This window comes from Stutzerimonas sp. NM35, from assembly GCF_054604355.1.
Genome location: NZ_CM137728.1, coordinates 4,402,030 through 4,419,256, shown reverse-complemented (window position 1 = coordinate 4,419,256; position 17,227 = coordinate 4,402,030). Strand labels below are relative to the sequence as shown.

The 17,227-nt window shown below is 62.5% G+C and carries 13 protein-coding genes; 3 read left to right on the top strand and 10 right to left on the bottom strand.

Features of this window, described 5'->3' with window-relative positions; translation table 11 throughout:
- Nucleotides 1–4: 4 nt before the first annotated feature.
- On the top strand, nt 5–1,120 hold the full coding sequence (locus tag ACYCFC_RS20470) for a methyl-accepting chemotaxis protein (RefSeq protein WP_459652734.1): 1,116 nt from the start codon (nt 5–7) through the stop codon (nt 1,118–1,120).
- A 316-nt stretch (nt 1,121–1,436) separates the two neighbouring features.
- On the opposite strand, the gene tatA is transcribed toward ACYCFC_RS20470, so the two are convergent.
- The 9 genes from tatA to ACYCFC_RS20425 all read right to left on the bottom strand — a co-directional run bounded on the left by tatA (nt 1,437) and on the right by ACYCFC_RS20425 (nt 13,290).
- The gene (gene tatA, locus ACYCFC_RS20465; protein WP_181082093.1) at nt 1,437–1,613 is read right to left on the bottom strand and encodes a twin-arginine translocase TatA/TatE family subunit; all 177 of its coding nucleotides are present in this window, start codon (nt 1,611–1,613) and stop codon (nt 1,437–1,439) included.
- 32 nt (nt 1,614–1,645) lie between these two features.
- Nucleotides 1,646–2,251, bottom strand: a complete 606-nt coding sequence (locus ACYCFC_RS20460) for a nitrous oxide reductase accessory protein NosL (RefSeq protein ID WP_459654035.1) — start codon at nt 2,249–2,251, stop codon at nt 1,646–1,648.
- A 32-nt stretch (nt 2,252–2,283) separates the two neighbouring features.
- Nucleotides 2,284–3,111, bottom strand: coding sequence for an ABC transporter permease (locus tag ACYCFC_RS20455; protein WP_181082094.1), 828 nt, complete (start codon nt 3,109–3,111; stop codon nt 2,284–2,286).
- On the bottom strand, nt 3,108–4,034 hold the full coding sequence (locus ACYCFC_RS20450) for an ABC transporter ATP-binding protein (RefSeq protein WP_181082095.1): 927 nt from the start codon (nt 4,032–4,034) through the stop codon (nt 3,108–3,110). Before ACYCFC_RS20450 ends, ACYCFC_RS20455 begins: the two co-directional genes overlap by 4 nt.
- The gene (locus tag ACYCFC_RS20445) at nt 4,031–5,332 is read right to left on the bottom strand and encodes a nitrous oxide reductase family maturation protein NosD (RefSeq protein WP_459652733.1); all 1,302 of its coding nucleotides are present in this window, start codon (nt 5,330–5,332) and stop codon (nt 4,031–4,033) included. The genes ACYCFC_RS20450 and ACYCFC_RS20445 overlap by 4 nt, the downstream gene beginning before the upstream one ends.
- Before the next feature lie 141 nt (nt 5,333–5,473).
- Complete coding sequence (gene nosZ, locus ACYCFC_RS20440) at nt 5,474–7,390, bottom strand: TAT-dependent nitrous-oxide reductase (protein ID WP_181082097.1); 1,917 nt, start codon at nt 7,388–7,390, stop codon at nt 5,474–5,476.
- 73 nt (nt 7,391–7,463) lie between these two features.
- Nucleotides 7,464–9,638: a transcriptional regulator NosR gene (gene nosR, locus ACYCFC_RS20435; RefSeq protein WP_181082098.1), complete on the bottom strand. Its 2,175-nt coding sequence runs from the start codon at nt 9,636–9,638 to the stop codon at nt 7,464–7,466.
- A 150-nt stretch (nt 9,639–9,788) separates the two neighbouring features.
- On the bottom strand, nt 9,789–12,485 hold the full coding sequence (locus ACYCFC_RS20430; protein WP_459652732.1) for a hybrid sensor histidine kinase/response regulator: 2,697 nt from the start codon (nt 12,483–12,485) through the stop codon (nt 9,789–9,791).
- Nucleotides 12,472–13,290, bottom strand: coding sequence for a response regulator transcription factor (locus tag ACYCFC_RS20425; protein WP_459652731.1), 819 nt, complete (start codon nt 13,288–13,290; stop codon nt 12,472–12,474). Before ACYCFC_RS20425 ends, ACYCFC_RS20430 begins: the two co-directional genes overlap by 14 nt.
- Nucleotides 13,291–13,567: 277 nt before the next feature.
- Between ACYCFC_RS20425 and ACYCFC_RS20420 the strand changes: the two genes are divergently transcribed.
- Together ACYCFC_RS20420 and ACYCFC_RS20415 are read left to right on the top strand one after the other, a co-directional pair.
- The gene (locus tag ACYCFC_RS20420) at nt 13,568–14,800 is read left to right on the top strand and encodes an HD-GYP domain-containing protein (RefSeq protein ID WP_459652730.1); all 1,233 of its coding nucleotides are present in this window, start codon (nt 13,568–13,570) and stop codon (nt 14,798–14,800) included.
- Between the two features lie 43 nt (nt 14,801–14,843).
- The gene (locus ACYCFC_RS20415; RefSeq protein ID WP_459652729.1) at nt 14,844–15,755 is read left to right on the top strand and encodes a diguanylate cyclase domain-containing protein; all 912 of its coding nucleotides are present in this window, start codon (nt 14,844–14,846) and stop codon (nt 15,753–15,755) included.
- Here ACYCFC_RS20415 and ACYCFC_RS20410 read toward each other — a convergent pair.
- Nucleotides 15,733–16,983: an acyl-CoA dehydrogenase family protein gene (locus ACYCFC_RS20410; protein ID WP_459652728.1), complete on the bottom strand. Its 1,251-nt coding sequence runs from the start codon at nt 16,981–16,983 to the stop codon at nt 15,733–15,735. The genes ACYCFC_RS20415 and ACYCFC_RS20410 overlap by 23 nt on opposite strands.
- Nucleotides 16,984–17,227 lie beyond the last annotated feature (244 nt).

Genomic DNA, 17,227 nt, shown 5'->3' with positions numbered 1-17,227 from the left:
AATCATGAAACTATGCTGGAGTCGGGACACAACCTCGGAAAAGGAAATTCTGCGCCTGAAGCAGGCCCTGTCGGAGGCTACCGCCGCGCTTGAAGCCGCCAACCTTCATGTCGAAGAGGCAGAGCGCTCGGCTTCGCTGTGTCGGGCGGACAGGCAGAAAGTCGCCGATCTGGTCACTCATCTCGCAACCTTCTCCCAGACCCTGGAAAAGACCCAGGCTTCGCTTGCCGGCATGGCCTCCAGCATGAGCGAGGAGAAGCAGCGCGCCGTCAATGTCCAGAGCATTTCCCTGGTCAGCCGCCAGGCCATCGACTCGATCGCGGTCGATCTGAAGACGCTCGCCGGGACTTCGCATGAGGCCTCGCTCCAGGTCGGAGAGCTGGATATCCAGGCGCAGAAGGTCGGCGGCATCCTGCAGATCATTCGCGAGATCGCCGACCAGACCAACCTGCTGGCGCTGAATGCGGCCATCGAGGCGGCGCGTGCCGGCGATGCCGGGCGGGGTTTTGCCGTGGTCGCCGATGAGGTACGCAAGCTGGCTCAGCGCACGGCGGAAGCCACTGCGGAAATCACCACGCTGGTGGAAAAGATCCGCGGTGACAGCGCTCAAAGCCGCGACCAGATTTCCATCCTGGCCAAGCATTCGGCCACCTTCAGCCAGGACGGCCAGGCAGCGGCGGAAACCATGCGGCAATTGCTGGAGATGTCATCGGCCACCGAGCTGACGGTCTCCGCCTCGGCGTTGCGCAGCTTCTGCGAACTGGCCAAGATGGACCACCTCATCTACAAGTTTCGCGTCTACAAGGTGCTATTCGGCATCAGCCACGATGAGGAAGGCAGTTTCGCGCCCCACACCCATTGCCGCCTCGGCACCTGGTACTACCAGGGTGAAGGCAAGAACCTGTATGCCCATCTACCGGGCTATCGGGACATCGAGCAGCCCCACCGGATCATGCATGACGCCGCCCTCGCCGCGCTGCGCGCCAACGCCACGGGCGATAGCGCGGCGACGCTCAAGGCGGTCGAGAACATGGAAAGCGCCAGCCTTGAAGTGCTCGACGGGCTTGAACGCATGGCGATGAGTGGCGAAACCAACCCCGGCTTGCTGCACCATACCTGACAAACCCACATGGGAGCGGGCCACGCCCGTGAACCGGTGCCTGAACATCGGCGCGGTTCCGTTCGCGGCCAAGGCCGCTCCTACAAAAGCCGCGTGCATACCGATCCTGTGGGAGCGGGCCATGCCCGCGAAGCGATGCCGACCATCCGCGCGGCTCCATTCGCGGCCAAGGCCCCTCCAACAGCCCGTGCGCACCGCATACCCTGTGGGAGCGGACTTGTCCGCGAAGAGATGCCCGAACCATCCGCGCGGTTCCGTTCGCGGCTGAAGCCGCTCCCACAGGCCGCTTCCCGCAGGCCGCTCACAGATGCGTGGGCTATTTGACCTCGTGCTTGACCGGCTCGGGGGTGCTTTCTCCTTCGCTTACCGATTTGCGAAAGCCGCTTATGGCGCCGCCCAGGTCCGATCCCAGGCCACGCAGGCGCTTGGTGCCGAACAGCATGACCACGATCAGCAGGATGATCAGAAGCTGCCAGATGCTGATACCCATCATTTCATTCACCTCATCGAGTTGTCTGTAATCGCTCAGTGACCGGCATGGTCATGTTCGTGATCGGGCGCCTCGTGTCCCATCTGTTCCATCTGCTGCATGTGCTGCATGTGTTCCTCGTGGCTCATGTGCTCCATGCCCGAGGCTTCCTGCAATACCGTCTGGTCGATTTCCTCGAAGCGCAATACGCGCCCGCCGTGCTCGTCGGCCAGTTTCCGCGCGGCGGCCTCGTCGGCGAACGACACCAGCACCGCGCCCATGGCGCCCTTGAGCTGGGTGCCGGCGACATACCAGGCCGTCTTGGCGTCGATCAGATAATCATCATCGGGATGCTCCCAGCTGCCATGGGCCATGTCATGCACGTAAAGCCTGGCATCCAGCACACGGTTTTCCGGTTGCAGCCACCAGCCGATCATTTCTCCCGTGGAGCAGAAGTTCTTCACGCTGCCCTTCTCCACCGCCTGCCCCTTGGCGCCGGGGAAGTCGAGCACGACCATGCCGCAGACATGGCACTCGTCATCGGCGTGGAAGCCCACCGGCTCCAGCGACTGCGGGGCCTGCTCGTTCTCGCCGCAGCCCGCCAGGCCCAGCATCAACAGGGCGATCAGCACGCCAGCAGCCTTTCCATATATCGCTTTCATCATCGTTCAGTTTCCTTCAGCAGCTCACGGGATCAGGTCAGCCGACGGCGGAACACGCCATAGGCGGCCAGCAGCGAAACACCAACCCATACCAGCAGGCACAGCCAGAGCGCCGCCGCCGGCATCGGCAGGTCACTGCCCAGCGACAGCACGCCCATGGCGTTGCCGCCTTCGAAACCAGCCAGGTTGATCAGCCGGTAGATATCGGCGGGGTTGAGCAGCAGCAGCCAGGGCAGCAGTTCGGGGCTGAACTTGCCCTCGCTGAGCACCAGCAGCGCCAGCAGCACCAGGTCGAAGACCAGCACGAAAAGGAACCAGACGCCCAGTGCCAGGCCCGCGGCGCTGGATTTCTCGCTGACCTTGCTGCTGATCACGTAGGCCAGCGCCAGGAATACCCAGCCCAGCAGCGTCGAGGAGATCATGAAGCGACCGAAGGCCCAGACCAGCATGCCCAGCTCGATATCCTCGACCAGCAGCCCGATCGCCACGGCGGCGCAGCCGAAGCCGATCAGCACCGCCAGCGCCAGAATCAGGCCGTGGCCGACGAACTTGCCCAGCAGAATCTGTCCGCGCCCCAGCGGATAGGTCAGCAGCAGCATCAGGGTGCCGCCCTCATCCTCACCGACGATGGCGTCATAGGCCAGCAGCAGCGCGATCAGCGGCATGAGGAAAGTGGCCAGGCTCGCCAGGCTGGCGATGGTCGCCGGGATCGAGGTGAAGCCCAGTTGCCCCGACGCCGCCGCGCCCAGCCAGGCGATGCCGACTGCGAGCACGGCGAACAGCAGACTGATCGCCAGCAACCAGCGGTTGCGCAGGCCATCGCTGAGTTCCTTGCGGGCAATATTCCAGACCTGATTCATACAGTGCCCTCCGCAACCCGCACGTCACCGGCGCGTTCCATGTAAAAGCGATACAGGTCCTCCAGCGAAGGCTGGTGGATCTCCACATCATCAGGCTCGCTTTCGCCGAGCAGCTCACGCAGCAACGGCAGCTTGTGGCCATTGATGGCGATCACCTCGACGCCATCGGCGCCATGGCGCTGCGCCGCATGGCCGGCGGCGGTCCAGCGCTCCAGCCAGGCCTCGCTGTGGCTGACACCGCTGGCGCGGATGCGCGTCGGCAAACCGGCTTCGCTGCGCAACTGCCTGATGCTGCCAATGGCCTGCATGCGCCCCTTGGCGAGGATCGCCGCACGGTTGATGTGCGCTTCCACGCCGGGCAGTACATGGGAACAGAGAATCACGCTGGTGCCGCTCTGGCGCAGACGGTCGACCAACTGATAGAGGTCCTGAGTGGCTATGGGATCGAGGCCCACCGTGGGCTCGTCGAGCAGCAACAGTCGCGGCTCACCCAGCACGGCCTGGGCCAGCCCCAGGCGCTGGCGCATGCCCTTGGAATAGGTTTTGACCCGACGATCCGCCGCATGAGCAAGGCCGACCTGTTCGAGCAGATCATCGACCTGACCCAGCGGCGTGCTTTTCAGGCGGGCGAAATGACGCAGGGTTTCGCGCCCTGTCAGTTGTGGATAGAAGGTCACGTTCTCCGGCAGATAGCCCATCTGGCGGCGCACGTCGGTGGTGCGCGGATCGCGCCCCAGCACCTGCACCTGCCCCTCGCTGGCCTGCAACAGGCCGAGGATCAGCTTCATGGTGGTGGTCTTGCCGGCGCCGTTATGGCCGAACAGCCCCAGCACCTCGCCTTCACCCAGGCTCAGGTTCAGATCATGCAATACGGTCATGTCGCCATACCGCTGGCTGACGCCCTGAATCTCTACAGCACTCATGAGTTGGGCTCCTGCGTTGTGTTCATCAGTTTCTCGGTAGGCAGTTTCATCAACGGATGGCTGTCCTGCACCCCCGGCGACTTGATCACCGGAAAGGCGCGTTGCACCCAGCGCAGCACTTCGATGCTGGGGCTGTTCATCAGCAGGCGCACCTGCGGGTACATCCACAGCAGGCGGTCGACGTTGTCGTTGGGCTCGTAGGGAATATCGCCCAGCCCGTCTTCGTTACGATCCCAGCCCAGGTAGTCGCTCCAGTAGTTGCCGCGCCCGTCGACCGACCATTCCTGGGTGCGTATGGCGACATACTTGACCTGCTGGACATTGCCGACGAAGGCGTTGCCGGTGATGCGGTTGTCTTCGGAGCCTGCGGTCAGGTGGATACCCAGATCGCTGCGCTGGAAGTGATTGTTCTCGATGATGTTGAACAGCGAGTTGTAGATGAACAGCGCCTTGCCCTCGCCACCGCTGATCATGCTGTCGCCACCGGTGTCGCCACGCTCGACATCGGTGACGAAGTTGTCACGCAGCACCGAGTAGGTGATGTAGTTCATCAGGATGCCGTAGTTCTGATCCTGCTCGGAGCGATTACCGATCACCGTCAGCTTGCGGCTCTGCATCAGCGCGTAGCCGGTGCGGGTGCGGCGCGTGACGTTGCCGATCACCCGGTTGTCGTGGGAGAACATGTAGTGCACGCCGTAGCGCAGGTCCTCGAACAGGTTGCGCTCGATGCTGTTGCCGTTGGAGTTGTCGATGTAGATGCCGTCACGCGTATGCCAGACATGGTTGTCGAGCACGCGGGCGCCCTTCACCGAAAACAGGTGAATGCCGTTGCCGCGGTCCTGGGAGCGCAGGCTCAGCTCACCTTCGATGCGGTTGCCTTCGATCAGCACGTTCTGGTTGAGCTCGGCCCAGATGCCGAAGCCCGCGCCCTGCAGATAGTTGTTGCGAATCACCGCACCAGTGGCGGTGGGTTCCAGAAAAATCGCCGCATTCATGTGGGTCAGGTCGCGGCCCGACTCGCGCAACTCGCAGCCCTCGATGGTCACGTCCGGCGCACGCACGGTGAGGACATTGCCCCGGTCCTGTCCGCGAATCACGGCTCCCGGCGCACAGACGAGCGTCATTGGCTGGTCGAGCAGAAATTGTCCGCTGTATTCGCCGGCGGGCAGCATCCAGCGATTGTCACCCTCTGCCTGCAGCGGCAGAGCGGTAATGGGTTGCGGTTCCGCCAGAGCGGTGCCGCTGGAAAGTATCAGCGCCAAAAGCGCCAGGGGTAGGGTAGCCTGAAATCCGAGCACAGCTAATTACCTTCTTCAGCATCCAGGCGAATAATGCAGCACGGCGACCCTGCAAGAGTCGCCGTGCTGGAAATCGTGGGGCCGATTCGGCGCAAGAGCGTATCGCGCGCCAAACCATTCCCCACGAGTACGGCCCTTGCGTCAGGCCGGTTCGACCATCATGCGACCGACCATTTCCATGTGCAGTGCATGGCAGAACCAGCTGCAGTAGTACCAGTGCAGACCGGGTTTGTCAGCGACAAAGGTGATGGAAGAGGTCTGCTGCGGGCTGATCTCCATGCTCACGCCATGGTTGACCATGACGAAGCCGTGGGACACGTCCTCGATCTGGTCGATGTTGGTGATGACCACGGTGACTTCGTCGCCCTGCTTGACGGTGAACTCCTGCACGCCGAAGGCCGGTGCCATGGAAGTCATGTAAACCCGGACCTTGTTGCCGTCGCGGATGACCTTGTTGTCGGCAGTGAGGTTGATACCGTCTTTCTTGGCCATCTCGACAGTCGGGGCGAAGAACGGGTCGTTGCGGTCCCAGATCTTCTTGGTCTTGATCTGGTCGCGACGGGCCATGATGCAGTCGTGCGGCTCGGCATAGGTCGGGCCGTCATGCACCAGCTTCATTTCATCGCCGGAAATGTCGATCAGCTGGTCGTTTTCCGGGTGCAGCGGGCCGGTCGGCAGGAAACGGTCCTTGGAGAACTTGGACAGTGCTACCAGCCACTTGCCATCGGCTTCGCTGGTTTCACACAGCGAAGCGTGCAGGTGACCCGGCTGATAGTGCACGTCGAGTTTCTGCTTGATGTAGTTGACCTTCTCGCCCTTGTAGGCGCGCACGGCTTCTTCCATGTTCCACTTGACCACCTGGCTGTCGATGAACAGCGTGGTGTAGGCGTTGCCGCGACCGTCGAAGGTGGTGTGCAGCGGGCCGAGGCCCAGCTCCGGCTCACCGACGACCACGTCACGCTCGTCCTTCAGCTTGTCGGCGAACAGGTCGGGCAGCATGCTGATGGCGATCAGCGAGCAGGTTGGCGACAGCTTGCCGTTGGCGATGAAGTACTTGCCATCGGACGAGGTGTTGAGGCCGTGGGGGTTCTTCGGTACCGGCACGTAACGGGTGAACTTGCTGTTCTTGCCGTCTTTCTTGCGGCCATCGAGCACTGGCGTCTTGGAGTCGCCCAGTGTGATGAAGTCACCCGCCTTGACCGCAGCCTCGGCGGCGTGAATATCGAACACCACCACCCAGTCGCGCTCGTTGCGCATCATGCCGCCCAGGTCGAAGGCACGCTCCGAGTTGTAGCAGGTGGCAGCAGTGAAGCGACCGGTGTAGTCCATGTCGGTGTTGTCGAGGTTGCCATCGACGATGATCTGGAACGCCATCTCCATGCTTTCCGCATCGATGGCGTTGTACATGGTGTAGCTGTTCTCGTCCTGCAGATCGAAGACCTTGCCATCGTTCGGGTGCGGAATGATGAACTCGGCGTTGGCGAACACGTACTTGGTGTGCGGAACCTTCTGCAGGCGCAGACCATGGATCGCCTGCACGTTCGGCACGGTGATCATCTTGTCGCACTTCATGATGTCCAGACGGATACGCGCAACGCGGCTGTTGGCCTTGTCGTTGATGAACAGGTACTTGCCGTCGTACTTGCCGTCGGTCATGGAGATATGCGGGTGGTGGCAGTCGCCGTTGAGGAACTTGGCGCTGTCGCCCATGATGTGGCGGCTTTCGTTGGTCAGGCCCCAGCCGGTAGCCGAATCGACGTTGAACACCGGGATACGCATCAGCTCGCGCATCGACGGCACGCCCAGTACGCGCACTTCACCCTGGTGGCCACCGGACCAGAAACCGTAGTAGTCGTCCAGTTCGCCTGGGCCGACATGGATTTTCTGCTTGGACTCCTTGACCGCCTGTGCCCAGGACTCGCGGGTCATTACCGCGCCGCCGAGAGCCGTGGCAGCGACTGCCGCACCGGTTACCGCGCTGGCGCCGAGGAAGCCACGGCGGCTCAGGCCGAGCTTTTCGGGCGCTTGCGGAGTGTTCTTGGAATCTTTTTCGCTCATGGGGTTTCGCTCCTTTGGGACATCTTCAAATACAGGTCTAACAACCAGTTTCGAGCGGCTCGCAGAGGCGCGCTCAGGGTTCCACCACTTGCACGGGGATCAACTGCGGTGCAGCTGGGGCCTTCTTGTCACGCCGGGCGCGCTTGTTCTTCGCAATCAGCGGCGGACACTTGTTCTCGTTGTGATAGGTCATCTGGCAGTCCAGGCAGTAATGGCATTCGTTGTGGTTGATATGCCCATCCGGATGGATCGCCTGCACCTCGCATTCGTTGGCGCAGATCTGACAGGGGTTGCCGCACTCTTTACGCCGCTTGAGCCAGTCGAACAGGCGGAAGCGACCGGTGATCGCCAGCCCCGCGCCCAGCGGGCAGACGTAGCGGCAGTAGACCTTGCGGGTAAAGATATTGATCACCAGCAGGAACACCGCGTAGGCGACGAACCACCACTGGCGGTCGAACTTCAGCGTGATGGCGGTCTTGAACGGCTCCACTTCGGCGGCCTTCTCGGCCAGCATCATCGATTCCAGCGAGATGCCGAACAGCACCAGCAGCACGATGTACTTGATGGCCCAGAGCCGCTCGTGAACGCCGAAAGGCAGGTCGTACTGGGGAATCTTCAGCTTGCGCGCGGCTTCGTTGATCAGCTCCTGCAACGCACCGAAGGGGCACAGCCAGCCGCAGAACACGCCACGCCCCCAGAGCAGGATGCTCGCGGCGGTGAACACCCAGAGGATGAAGATCACCGGGTCGGTCAGGAACAGCTCCCAGCGGAAGTCCTGCACCAGCGCATGGACGAAGGTCAGCACGTTGACCACCGACAGCTGCCCCAGGGCATACCAGCCGATGAACACCACGGTGAAGATCAGGTAGCCATGGCGCAGCATCTTCAGGAAATTGGGGTGCTTGGCGAACTTGTCCTGCATGAAGAGGATGACGGTCAGCAGCGTCAGGGCGACCAGGATCACGCCGATCTGGAAGCTCTTCTGGTACCAGATGTTGACCCACAGCGGACGGTTGGCTTCCTCGATGGCGGCCAGTTCCTCGGCGGTCAGCGGCGGACGCTCGAAGTAGGCCTCGGGCAGCAGGTAGGGCATTTCGAAACTGGTGAAGATGCTCTCGATCGGACCGACCTGGCGGCGCACCAGCAGCTCCAGGTTCCAGGCCGAGCCTGGATCGAAGCGGTACTGCTCGCGGGCGATGAAGATCGCCATCTCGAAGAACCCCGGCATGCCCTCGGCGTAGACGTCGGACAGACGGATGAAGTCCAGGTCGCGGAAGCTGATGGTGTCGCCGAACTGGCGCAACTGCACCCGATCGAAGATGCCGCCACGCACATAGCCCGAGCCCTTGAATGAATATTCACCGTTGGCCAGCACCGCGAAGGCGTGCTCGCCCGGCTTGAGTTCCTTCATCAGTTCGCCGTACTGGCGCTCGCCCAGCAGGTTGCGACCGATAGTGGGCGGGTTCAGATGGGTGGCATAGAGGTCGATGAAGGTCTCGTCACGCTGCTCCGGCGCGGCCACGTCGATGCCTTCGGCCTCGGTGCCGATGAAGGCGTCGTCCACCTGGCCACGGGTCAGATGCATACGGCGAATGGCGCCGTTGCCGGTCAGTTCGGTCCAGCTGCTCGGCTGATAGAGGTCTTCGTTGACCAGGGCGATCTTCGGTCGCGCACTGGCGCCAGCTGCGACAAGGCCCAGGTCCACGGCTACCGTGTGCGCGGCGCGCATGACGATCTCGTTGATCACCATCACCGTCACGGTGGCGCCGGTCACAGCGTCGATGGTCACCGCGCTCTTGTCGCTCGAACGACCGACCACCACCCGCTGATCGACCTTGATGCCGGCGTAGTGGGCGTTGAAGTCGTGCACCTTCTGTTCGGGAATGCCGATCAGCACGATGGGCTCGTGGTGTTCGAGCATGTAGGCATCGACGATGGCGCCCGCCGGATCGAGCAGGATCTGCATGTTGATCGGCTTGCCGGAGTAAGCCGGCATATCGGTGACGCGGATACTCTGGAAGGCATAGCCGTAGACGGTGCCGACACCATCGGCAAGGGTACGCACCTGATATTCGCCCTCAGGCTCGGAGACATGCGTGGCCTGTGGGAAGAACTCTGCGATGCGCTGCTGCTCGGCCTCGTACTCTCTGGCCTGCAGCGTCAGGCTGGTGAATATCAGGAACACTGCGACCAGCAGATGCTTCCCCCAATTGCCAATAAAAGCAGACGCACTACACAGGGGCTTCATAAACTCCACTTCCAGCAGAAATGTTCGGGGCATGGTAGGTGACGCAAGTAGGGTTTACCCTTGATTGCAATCAACCCCAGCAGCGGAAAGATGATTCCATTGAGCCACATCAATGAAAGCGCAGACGCCGCACCAGAGCGTCCCACAGATTCAATGAAGACTAGATGTTATTGACTGATCGTCCAGAGGTTCAGTGGCGTCCAGGTACTGCCTGAGGGTGTCGAAGTCACCCATTTCGGCCAACCCCGTCACCCACAGCGCGAACGATTGGTAGCGCGGCTGCTGTCGCTGCAGGTTCTCGGCCCATTCGATCAGGTCGCTCATGGCCCCCATCGCCACCAACTGCTCCAGCTCGGCCAAAACCTGCGCCGACGGCGCATCCATGTCCTCGACGGGCGCCGCAACCGACACCTGCACGTGGGCCGATTCCGCCTGGACATCGAGCAGCCGTGCCAGGGTGCCGTGCAGCTCGCCCAGGCTGATCGGCTTCAGCAGGCTGGCATCGAAGCCCTGATCGGCCTGCAACTCCAGCGATTGCATGGTCTTTTGCGTAGCCGAAAGCAGCACGACAGGCACGCCTGGCCAGCGTTCGCGCACGGCGGCCAGTACCGCGGCGCCATCGGCGCCAGGCATCAGGTAGTCGGTCAGCACCAGGGCCGGACGCTCGCAGCGGGAGTCGCGCAGGTGGTCGATGAAAGTCTGGCCATCGTCGGCGTCATGCACCACGAATCCGGCCCGGCTGAGTTCGCCGACCAGCAGCTCGCGGATTTCCGGACTGTCTTCCACCACCCAGAGAGGACGACCATTACCCGCCAGCGCTGGCGAGGCATAGGCCGTGTCGAGCAGTTGCGGCGCAGCCAGGTCACGCTCGCTGCCCACCGTCAGCGCCAGGCCGATGGTCACGCGGGTCCCCTCGCCCGGCGTACTGCACAACTGCAGCTCGCCACCCATGCGCCTGGTCCATTCATCGACGATCGACAGCCCCAGCCCGGCGCCTTCGATCGCCACATCCCCAATGCGAAAGAAAGGCTTGAACACCTCCGCCTGATTCTGCGGCGCGATGCCGCAACCGTTGTCGCGGACACAGAATTCCAGGCGTACCTGCTCCGGGTGCGTATCGAGGCGCCGACAGTCGACCTGCAGCTCGACCCGGCCATTGCGGGTGAACTTGGCGGCATTGCCCAGCAGGTTGAGCAGCACCTGACGCACACGCTTGCCGTCCGCCAGCAGCACCGGCGGCAGTTCGTCGCGGATGTTCAGCACGAAGCTGTTGCCGTTGCTGGCCGCCAGCACATTGGCCTCAAGCGCGACCTCATCGAGCAAACCGTGGATATAGAGAGGTGCGATCTCAAGGCGGTCGCTGGATGCGCCACAGGCATACTCGATCAGATCGTTGATCAGGCTGAGCATACGGGTGGCGCTGCGCAGGATGACGCCGACGTTATGCCCCATTTTGGTCGGATCGAGATGCAACAGCTGGGCATAGCCGATGATCGAGGTCAGCGGCGAACGCAGGTCGTGGCTGACCCGAGCGAGAAATTCCGACTTGCCGCGATTGGCCTCGTTGGCTGCAAGCAGGGCCTTGTGCAATTCCAGCGTACGCTGGGCTACCGTCTCCTCCAGCCAGGCATTTCGCTGGCGTTCGCTGGCGAGCGACTCGCGCTGCCATTTGCGCTCATCACGGCGCTTCTGCAGGGCGAACACGGCAATGATGCCAAGGATGGTGCCGATCTTGATAATGATGGCTCCGGTGCCGAAAAGCGCCGTATAGCCCAGGTTCATCAGGTAACTGACGACGAACACCAGACTCTCGGCCCAGTTCAGGGCGAACAGCAGCAACAGTATCTGCCGACAGGGCTCACCCTTGAGGCGCACGGCCAGCAGCGACAGCGGCCAGAACAGCAGGATCGCCGAGATCACGCCAGCCGCCGCGCCCCTGGCCGTATTGGCTTCGAGCAGCGGCAGTATCGGCACCAGCAGCAGGGCCGTGCCGACCAGCGCCAGATGAATCGCCCGCCACGAACGAAGTCGCCAGAGGTCCAGCAACAACAGCGACGCCAGCAGGAAGGCGGCATTCGACAGAACGCCGAAGCTCGCGCGAAGGAAGAGACCATGCTCGGCCCAGGCGCTGAGGTAATGGAAGGTGATGTAGCCCTCCTTCTCCGCCTCGAAGCCATAGGCCAGCACGACCCAGACACCCAGCAAGGCCTTGCGCCCATCCAGCTGCAACAGCAACACCAGCAGCAGGGTCAGCACGCAGGCGAGCAGTGCCGCATGCAGCACACGGCCATCGCTGTTGTTCTGGATGAAAGCCACCGGCTCCCAGACGTCCAGCGCGACATAGGGCCGGCTGTCGCTGTGCAGGCGCAGCAGCACCTGCCGGGTTTCCCCCGGTGCCAGCGTCAGTGGAAAGATCGTCCGCGCCAGGGGCACCTCGCGCTGCGCTATCGGCTGGGCCAGGCCGCCCAGTTGCAGCGACTCCACCGCCATGGCGTCGGGCCGCAACAGCATCAGCTGCACCTCGCTGAGCCGCCAGGGCATGACCTCCAGCCAGCGCGTCAGGGGCAGGTCGCTGCCGTTGTGCAGAGTTCCACGCAACCACAGCGTGGAAAACCGGCGTGGCGCCGCCAGGTTCTGCGGTGTGGCCGGTTGCCAACCTTCGGCCCTCAGCGCCTGTATCGGCTGGAGAGGAGCCGACGCATTTTCTTCGAGAACCTGCAGATGTTCGAGAAAGCTGGCACGGCTTTCGACCCTGGCCAGATCCAGACCCTCCGGCGCGGGACTCGCCCATGTCGAAGCTGCGCAGAGCAACAGTAACGCGATCAGCAGTTTGCTAGACGCACTCACCTAAGCTCCCAGCCAGACGTGTCTGACGAAATTTCCTGGGCGAGACGCCGAAACGCTCCTTGAAGGCCGTGGCGAAGTTGGCACCACTGGTATATCCCACCGTGAGGCCGATGGCCTGCACGGCCAGGCTGGTCTCACGCAGCAATATGCAGGCCTGCTTCATACGTTCCTCGCGCAGATACTCGAAGACGGTGACGCCAACGCACTTTCTGAAGGCCTCGTTGAGCCGCTTGCTGTTGGTACTCACCCGCCCGGCCAGTTGCTGCAGGTCGGGCGTATCGGCCAGCGATCTGAGCAAATGCATGCGCGCGGACTGGAACAGGATGTTGTCCAGATTCGATGCGCCGTCAGCGGGATATTCCGGCGACTCTTCTTCGCTCGCCGCCCCAGCCGTGACGCGCGCGCGAAGGTGTATCGCCAGGCGCAGGCGCACTTCCTCGAAATCGAAGGGTTTGCTGACATAATCCACCGCACCGGCAAGCAAGCCCTGCACCCGCTGCATCGGCATCGCGGCGCCGGTGAGGAAAATCACCGCGATATCACGCATCTCGGGATCGGCCTGCATGATCCTGCAGGCGCTCAGGCCATCGCATACCGGCATCTGCACATCCATCAACACCAGATCGGGTCGAATCAGCCGGACCTTGCGCAGGCAATCCTGGCCATCACTGGCGAGATAGACGCGACAGCCCTGCTCTCGCAGATAGCTTGCCAGCAGCAGGCGCTCGGCCTCCACATCATCGACGACCAGGATGCGAGTGCCTTGCAGGACGTCCAGCCTGAAAGAAATATGCTCGGTGCTCATGGGTCCATTTTTGTCTTTTTTTCACCCGTCCAATAAGACTGCGGACAGTTTTTTCCCGGCAGCAAAAGACCATTCCCCCGACAGCAAAGGCACGGCAATCCCAGCGCGGCAGAATACGTCTATCCCCTCTGGAAAGCTGGCTAGCAAGGTGACTACCAAGGGCAAGGCAGGGATGTTTTGGCGACCGTCGAGTCTGTTAGTGGCTATATAATGGCGCAGGACGAGACGAAATGTCGCAACAGCTTTCGCTTTCAGAAATCCCGGCGGATTACTCGTCATGCTCAAACGTATCGAAGTCTCCGAAGTCGTCATCGGCATGTTCATCCACAAGCTGTGTGGCTCCTGGCTCAAGCATCCCTTCTGGAAAGGTCGCTTCCTGGTCGAGACCGAAGAACAGCTGCAACTGCTGCGCCGTTCGGCAGTGGCCCAGGTCGTGATCGATACCGACAAGGGCCTCGATGTGCCTGCGCCAATGACCAGCGCCGAACAGGTGCCGCAACCACAGATACAGGAGGCGCCAGCGCCGCAGCAGCCTCGCCAGGTCAATCGGGAACAGACATCGTTCATCGAAGAAGCCCGTCGCGCTCAAAAGATCTGTGAAAACACCAAGGCCGCCATCAGCGAAATGTTCGCCGATGCCCGCATGGGAAAGGCCGTCAAGGCGGAGAATGCCTCCGCGCTGGTGGAGGAGATCAGCGACTCCATCCACCGCCACCCACATGCCCTGATCAACCTGGCGCGCCTGAAAACCGCCGACGACTACACCTACATGCATTCGGTAGCGGTATGCGCGCTGATGGTCGCCCTGGCTCGCCAGCTGGGCCTGGACAACGAGCAGGTGCGTATCGCCGGCATTGCCGGGCTGTTGCACGACGTCGGCAAGATGGCGATCCCGGATGCCATCCTCAACAAGCCGGGGCGCCTGAGCGACGAGGAATTCCGTATCGTGCGCGAACACCCGCAAGCCGGTTACCGGATGCTGCTGGAAAGTGATCAGGTCGATCCGCAGGTGCTGGACGTGGTCCTGCACCACCACGAGAAATACGACGGCAGCGGCTACCCGAGCGGCCTGGCGGGGGAAGAGATCAGCCTGCTCGCACGCATGGGCGCGGTGTGCGATGTCTACGACGCGATCACCTCCAACCGCGCCTACAAGGCTGCCTGGGACCCTGCCGAATCGATCCACCGGATGGCTCAGTGGAAAGGTCACTTCGACGAGGAGCTGCTGCAGGCGTTCGTCAAGGCCATCGGTATCTACCCCATCGGCGCACTGGTGAGGCTGGAGAGCGGTCGCATCGGCGTGGTGCTGGAACAGCATCCCACCTCGCTGCTCAAGCCCAGGGTCAAGGTGTTCTATTCGGTACGCCTCAGGCAACCGATTCCCATCGAGGTCATCGACCTGGAAGCGCTGGCGGGCAAGGACCGGATCGTCTGCCGCGAGCCCGCCGAGGACTACGGCGACTTCGAGGCGCTCACCTGTGACGGCAACCATGCAAAAGCCTACGCCTGAGCGAGCCACATGCAGCCTCGACAGCCATGAAGGGAGACCGCTCATGCTCTACGAAGCCCTGTTCGAGCATATGCGCGAAGGCGTCATCATTGCCGACAGCACGGGCGCAATCCTGCGGGTCAACCCGGCCTTCAGCCGCCTCACCGGCTACAGCCAGCACGATGTGCAGGGCCGGCGGCTGCAAATCCCGCATAGCGCATTGCAACCGGCACAATGCCATAACCAGATCTGGCGCGAACTGGAAGAGAAGGATCAATGGTCCGGGGAGTGCAGGGGACGGCACAAGGATGGCTACGAATATGAGTCGCACCTGCTGGCACGGATCGTTCGCACTGCCTGCAACCAGATAGCTCACTACCTGCTTTTTCTCAGCGATTTTTCACAGCTCAAAGACCGGCAGAAACGGCTGGAGCGCATCGCCCATTACGATCCGCTCACCGAACTGCCGAACCGGATACTGCTGACCGAGCGCATGGATCGCGCCCTGCTGCATGGCAAGCGCCAGGGCAGATTCGTGGCGGTTGCCTTTATCGATCTGGATGGTTTCAAGGCTGTCAACGACACCCACGGCCATGAACGAGGCGACCGGCTGCTGCAGATCATCAGCTCTCGCCTGAAGGCTGTTCTGCGTGAAACCGACACCCTGGCGCGCTTCGGCGGCGACGAGTTCGTTGCAGTGCTGGCCGACCTGCAGCAACCTGGTGATTGCCGCACGGTTCTCGAACGCATGATCGAGGCAGCCCATGAGCCGGTGCCCGTGGGCGAGATCACCTTCCGGCTTTCGGCGAGTATCGGTGTCGTGCTCGTCCCGCCACACAGCGAGCTATCCGAACAGTTGATCAAAAAGGCCGACCAGGCCATGTACCAGGCCAAGCGCGCCGGCGGGAATCGCTACTGCATCAGCAGCGAATCCCTGCGGGTACCCGCTCCGCTCAGTGGCGACCCGGCGGTGTGAGGTAGGCCGCCGAGGCACCATGACTGGCTTCGCTGGCCTTGATTTCCATCCTGGCGATGCTGCGCAGATGCACCTGGTCGGGACCGTCGGCAAAACGCAGGGAGCGTCCACCAATCCACATGTCCGCCAGCGGCGTGTCCGGCGTCAGGCCCATGGCGCCGTAGACCTGAATCGCACGATCGACGACCTTGGTGTGCATGCGCGGCACCAGCGCCTTGATCATGGAAATCTCCTTGCGCGCGGCCTTGGCGCCGACCTCGTCGATCATCCAGGCGGTCTTCAGCACCAGCAGCCGCGCCTGCTCGATCTCGATGCGCGACTCGGCGATCCAGTCGGTGATGTTGGCGTATTGCTGCAGGTACTTGCCGAACGCCTTGCGTTCCTGGCAGCGCTCGACCATCAGCTCCAGCGCCAGCTCGGCCATGCCGATGGAACGCATGCAGTGATGGATACGGCCCGGCCCGAGGCGTGCCTGGGCCATCATGAAACCGTCGCCCTCCTTGCCCAACAGGCTGCCAGCCGGTACCCGCACGTTCTTCAGCAGCAGCTCGCAATGGCCTTCCGGGGCGATGTGATTCATCACCGGAATGTTGCGTACCCGCTCCACGCCGGGTGTATCGAAGGGCACCAGGATCATGCTCTGCTGGTGATGCGTGTCGGCGTCGGGATCGGTCTTGCCCATCACGATCAGCACCTTGCAGTTGGGGTGCGCGGCGTTGGTGATGAACCACTTGCGCCCGTTGATGACGTAATCGTCACCGTCGCGGCTGATCAGCGTCTGGATGTTGGTGGCGTCGGATGACGGCACGTCCGGCTCGGTCATGGCGAAGGCCGAGCGAATCTCGCCTTCAAGCAGGGGCTTTAGCCAACGCTCGCGCTGCTCAGGCGTGGCGAACAGGTGCAGCAGCTCCATGTTGCCGGTGTCCGGCGCATTGCAGTTGAACACCTCGGAGGCCCAGTGCACGCGCCCCATGATTTCCGCCAGCGCCGCGTACTCCAGGTTGCTCAGGCCCATGCCCGGCTCGTCCTCGCGCAGCGAGGGCAGGAACAGGTTCCACAGTCCTTCGGAGCGCGCCAGCGCCTTGAGATCGTCCATGAAGGATACGGGATACTGGCCGGCGGCGACCTCGGCCTGCCAGGCACCGATGCGCGGCACGATGTGCTGATCCATGAACGTGCGCAGCTGCTGACGCAGTGCCTCCACACGCGGGCTGTAGGCGAAATTCATGCGATACCTCTGGGGTTCGGGTGGATGCAGCCACCTTAGCCCCCGACCCCGGAAACGCAATGAAAGTACAGCCGCTGAATCAGGGCCAATAAACGACACGATGGCCCACGCACACCGCATACCCTGCAGGAGCGGGCCATGCCCGCGAACCGATGCCCGACCATCCGCGCGACCCCATTCGCGGCCAAGGCCCCTCCCACAAAAGCCGCGTGCACACCGCATACTCTGTAGGAGCGGGCCATGC

Excerpts from the sequence above, each read along its gene's own strand:
- ACYCFC_RS20415 (WP_459652729.1), top strand. The coding sequence starts at position 14,844 with ATGCTCTACGAAGCCCTGTTCGAGCATATGCGCGAAGGCGTCATCATT.
- ACYCFC_RS20410 (WP_459652728.1), bottom strand. The coding sequence starts at position 16,983 with ATGAATTTCGCCTACAGCCCGCGTGTGGAGGCACTGCGTCAGCAGCTG.
- ACYCFC_RS20425 (WP_459652731.1), bottom strand. The coding sequence starts at position 13,290 with ATGAGCACCGAGCATATTTCTTTCAGGCTGGACGTCCTGCAAGGCACT.
- ACYCFC_RS20420 (WP_459652730.1), top strand. The coding sequence starts at position 13,568 with ATGCTCAAACGTATCGAAGTCTCCGAAGTCGTCATCGGCATGTTCATC.
- ACYCFC_RS20450 (WP_181082095.1), bottom strand. The coding sequence starts at position 4,034 with ATGAGTGCTGTAGAGATTCAGGGCGTCAGCCAGCGGTATGGCGACATG.
- nosR (WP_181082098.1), bottom strand. The coding sequence starts at position 9,638 with ATGAAGCCCCTGTGTAGTGCGTCTGCTTTTATTGGCAATTGGGGGAAG.
- tatA (WP_181082093.1), bottom strand. The coding sequence starts at position 1,613 with ATGATGGGTATCAGCATCTGGCAGCTTCTGATCATCCTGCTGATCGTG.
- ACYCFC_RS20455 (WP_181082094.1), bottom strand. The coding sequence starts at position 3,111 with ATGAATCAGGTCTGGAATATTGCCCGCAAGGAACTCAGCGATGGCCTG.
- ACYCFC_RS20460 (WP_459654035.1), bottom strand. The coding sequence starts at position 2,251 with ATGAAAGCGATATATGGAAAGGCTGCTGGCGTGCTGATCGCCCTGTTG.
- ACYCFC_RS20470 (WP_459652734.1), top strand. The coding sequence starts at position 5 with ATGAAACTATGCTGGAGTCGGGACACAACCTCGGAAAAGGAAATTCTG.
- nosZ (WP_181082097.1), bottom strand. The coding sequence starts at position 7,390 with ATGAGCGAAAAAGATTCCAAGAACACTCCGCAAGCGCCCGAAAAGCTC.